Here is a 4,121-nt window from a genome sequence, read left to right as displayed (position 1 = left end):
TGCAGGCGGCGGGGCCGTGGCGCGCCGTCGAACTGCTGGCCGCCACGCCCGACGCGATCGATCACGTCGATTGCGCGACGCGCCTCGACGGCGACGACGGCATCGTGTCGGTGGCGATCCGCTTCCTCGATGCGCGCGCGCGGCACGCGCTGCACGCGCGCCTGCGCTGCGGCGATCACGCCACCGAACTGCGCTGGGACGACGCGGGCCTCGCTCGCGGCGAACTGCGGATCGCGCAGGTCGAGAAATGGTGGCCGCATACGCACGGCACGCCCGCGCTGCACGCGCTGACGCTCGAACTCGGCGCACGCGACGGCGCGCGCCACCTGCATGCGCTCGGCGAGGTGGGCTTCCGCACCGTCGACGTCGATCGCGGCGCGGACGGCAAGGGCTTCGCGCTGCGCATCAACGGCGTGCCGGTGTTCTGCCGCGGCGCGTGCTGGACCAGCGCCGATCTCGTCACGCTGACGGGCGAGCCGCCCGCGCTCGCGCACGGCTTCGCGCTGGCGCGCGACGCCGGCCTCAATCTGCTGCGCGTGGGCGGCACGATGCTGTACGAATCCGACGCGTTCTTCGAGATCGCGGACCGCACCGGCGTGCTGATCTGGCATGACTTCGCGTTCGCCAATTTCGACTATCCGACCGATGCCGCGTTCGTCGCCTCGGTCGAGCGCGAGGCGACGCAGTTCCTCGCGCGCACGCGCCGCTTCGCATCGCTGGCCGTGCTGTGCGGCGGCAGCGAGGTCGACCAGCAGGCCGCGATGTTCGGCCTGCCCGAGGCGATGCGCACGCAGGCGCTGTTCGTATCGCAACTGGCCGGCGTCGCCGCACGCGAACGCGGCGACGCCGTCTACGTGACGAATTCGCCATCGGGCGGCGCGTGGCCGTTCTCGACCGACGAAGGCGTCACGCACTATTACGGCGTGGGCGCCTACCTGCGCCCGCTCGACGATGCGCGGCGCGCCAACGTGCGCTTCGCCGGCGAGTGCCTCGCGTTCGCGAACGTGCCCGACGACATCGCGCTCGATGCGCTCGGCACGCATCAGGCGCACGACCCGCGCTGGAAACGCGCCGTGCCGCGCGACCCCGGCGCGGGCTGGGATTTCGACGACGTGCGCGATCACTATCTGCGCACGCTTTACGACGTCGATCCCGCGCGCCTGCGTTACGAGGATGCGCCGCGCTATCTGGATCTGTCGCGCGCGGTGGTGGCGGATGTAATGGGCGAGGTGTTCGCCGAATGGCGGCGCGCCGGCTCGGCGTGCGGCGGCGGCATCGTGTGGCAATGGCAGGATCTGCGCATCGGCGCGGGCTGGGGCGTGATCGATGCGCTCGGCGCGCCGAAAAGCGCCTATCACGGGCTCGCGCAGGCCTGGCAGCCGGTGCAGCTCGCGATCACCGACGAAGGCCTGAACGGGCTCGATCTGCATCTGATCAACGAGCGCGCCGAGCCGATCGCCGCGCGTCTCGAGCTCGTGTGCCTGCGCGACGGCGCGGTGGCGGTGGCGTCGGCGCAATGCGAGGTCGACCTGCCCGCGCGCAGCGCGCAGCGCGTGTCGGCCGCGCAGTGCCTCGGCCAATTCTTCGATTTCACGCATGCCTACCGGTTCGGCCCGCGCGCGCACGACGTGACGATCGCGAGCCTGCACGCGCGCGACACCGGCGCGCGGCTCGCCGAGGCATTTCATCTGCCCGACCGCTCGGCGCGCGAGCGTCGCGATCTCGGGTTGACGGCGGCGCTAGAGCGCACCGCCGACGGCTGGCAACTGCGCATCGAAACCCAGCGCTTCGCGCGCTTCGTGCAGGTGGCGGACCGCCACTATCGCGCCGTGCGCGACGGGTTTCATCTCGCGCCGCGCGTGCCGGTGGTCGTGCCGCTGGTGTTGCGAGCCGGCGGCATCGAACCCGATGCGCGGCCGAAACCGGGCGGCGAAATCCGCGCCATCAATGCGCAAACGCCGGTTTTCTACGATTGAGTGCGAGGCGCCGGCCGAGCGTACCCGCCCATGTCCTCGCGATCGCCGACGAGGCGAGGGCTTGCACGCATGCACATGCAAACGCCGAAGGCGCGTTCCCGCTCGGCCACTGAATGCGAAACGGGGCGGCCGCGCGATGGCGGGCCGCCCCGTTTCATTCAGCTTCGTTCAGGCCGGGTTCGCGTTCAGTCGAAGCGGCCCGTGCGCGCCATTTCCATCAGGCGCGCGATGCGCTCCTCGGTGGCCGGGTGGGTGCTGAACAGATTCGCGATCGAGCCGCCGGCCAGCGGGTTCATGATCATCATCTGCGCCGTGGCCGGGTGGGCCTCGGCCGTCTGGAACGGAATGCCCGACGCATAGCGGTGGATCTTGTCGAGCGCCGTGGCCAGCGCCTGCGGATCGCCCGAGATTTGCGCGCCGCCGCGATCGGCTTCGAATTCGCGTGCGCGCGAAATCGCCATCTGGATCAGTGCGCCGGCGATCGGCGCGAGCAGCGCCACCGCGATGCCGGCGATCGGGTTGGTCGGGCGGCCGTTTTCGTCGCGGCCGCCGAAGAACATCGCGAAGTTCGCGATCGCCGAGATTGCGCCGGCCATGGTGGCCGAGATCGTCGAGATCAGGATGTCGCGGTGCTTCACGTGCGCCAGCTCGTGCGCCATCACGCCGCGCATTTCGCGCTCGGACAGCACGCGCAGGATGCCGGTGGTGGCCGCCACGGCCGCATGTTCGGGATCGCGGCCGGTGGCGAACGCGTTCGGCGCGGCCTCGTCGATCAGGTAGACGCGCGGCATCGGCAGATTCGCGCGCGTGGCCAGCTCGCGCACCATGCGATAGAACTGCGGCGCGGTGGTTTCGTCCACTTCCTGCGCGTTGTACATGCGCAGGACCATCTTGTCCGAGAACCAATACGAAAAGAAATTCATGCCCAGCGCGAACAACAGCGCGATCGCCATCCCGCGCGAACCGCCGATCACGCCACCGATCGCGATGAACAGGGCCGTGATCGCGGCCATCAGCATTGCCGTCTTGACCCAATTGAACATAGTCGACTCCTTGACCGAAATCCTGTCCCACGACATCTCAAAATGTGCCGCCGGACGATTGTAAGCGATTCGTTAGATAAGGGCGCGCCGGAAAAATTCAATATGCACAACGGCGGCGCGCATTGAAACGCGTCGCGACGCGTCAGCGCTGGGTCGCCACCGCAAGCCGCAGGCCGAGGCCGACGAACGCGCTGCCCACCAGCCGGTCGAGCCACGTCTTCACGGCCGAATTGCCGGCCAGCCGGCGCGTGACGCTGCCCGCCACCCACGCCACGACGACGCTCCAGATCAGCCCCTGCAACGAGAACACGCCGCCGAGCGCGAGAAACGCGAGCGTTTTGTGGGCGCTGTCGGCGGCGACGAATTGGGGGAAGAACGAGATGAAGAACAGCACCACCTTCGGGTTGAGCACGTTGGTGGTGACGCCCTGCACGTAAAGCTGGCGCAACGAGCGGGCCGGCGCGGCGGCGGGCGCTTCGGCCGGGCTCGCGGGCGCTTCCGGGCGAGCCAGCAGCAGCTTCACGCCGAGATAGACCAGATAGGCCGCGCCGGCGTACTTGACCGCCGTGAACGCCATCGGCGAAGCGGCGATCAGCGCGGTCAGCCCGAACGCGCAGGCCAGCGTGTGGACCAGGCAGCCCGAGCCGATCCCGAGCGCCGACACGATGCCCGCGCTGCGGCCCTGCGCGACGCTGCGCCCAACGATGTAGGCGGTATCGGGACCCGGCGTGATGTTCAACAGGAGCACGGCGAGCAGAAAGACGCCGAAATGGGTGATGCCGAGCATGGGGAGAATCGAGACAGCGAAGGGGGACGGCTCATTCTACGCGCGTCGCCGGTGAGGCGGCAGCGGTTTGACACGGCGCATCGCCTGGCCGGCGATCGCTTCCGATCAACCGGCAACCCACGAAAACGGCGAAAAATCGGTGCGAAACCGCACTGAAACGCGCAAAACGGCGCGATAGTCGAATCGTCTCAATCCTGAGACGATTCGCCGCCGCGCTGGCCGCGCACGCTCGGTGCGGCGGCTCAGTCCGCCTCGGGCAACGCGAAACGCTGGCCGGCCGCGAGCGGCGCCCCGGCCAGGAACTCGCGCGCGGGA

General features: G+C 69.4%; 3 protein-coding genes. 1 reads left to right on the top strand and 2 read right to left on the bottom strand.

What is annotated here, in order from left to right; translation table 11 throughout:
• Positions 1-1,976 (top strand): glycoside hydrolase family 2 protein (locus tag G3N92_RS31365; protein ID WP_206131422.1); only part of this gene is annotated, 1,976 nt, incomplete at its 5' end.
• Between the two features lie 185 nt (positions 1,977-2,161).
• Here G3N92_RS31365 and htpX read toward each other — a convergent pair.
• Entirely contained in the window at positions 2,162-3,019 is an 858-nt protein-coding gene (gene htpX / locus G3N92_RS31360) for a zinc metalloprotease HtpX (protein ID WP_206131421.1), read from the bottom strand.
• A gap of 142 nt (positions 3,020-3,161) precedes the next feature.
• Entirely contained in the window at positions 3,162-3,806 is a 645-nt protein-coding gene (locus G3N92_RS31355) for a LysE family translocator (RefSeq protein ID WP_206131420.1), read from the bottom strand.
• Between the last annotated feature and the right edge of the window lie 315 nt (positions 3,807-4,121).

This window comes from Burkholderia sp. Ac-20379 (genome assembly GCF_017104645.1).
Taxonomy (GTDB): Bacteria; Pseudomonadota; Gammaproteobacteria; order Burkholderiales; family Burkholderiaceae; genus Burkholderia.
The sequence above is the reverse complement of the archived record's forward strand: the minus strand, read 5'-3'. Positions and strand labels throughout refer to the sequence as shown.

Excerpts from the sequence above, each read along its gene's own strand:
- htpX (WP_206131421.1), bottom strand. The coding sequence starts at position 3,019 with ATGTTCAATTGGGTCAAGACGGCAATGCTGATGGCCGCGATCACGGCC.
- G3N92_RS31355 (WP_206131420.1), bottom strand. The coding sequence starts at position 3,806 with ATGCTCGGCATCACCCATTTCGGCGTCTTTCTGCTCGCCGTGCTCCTG.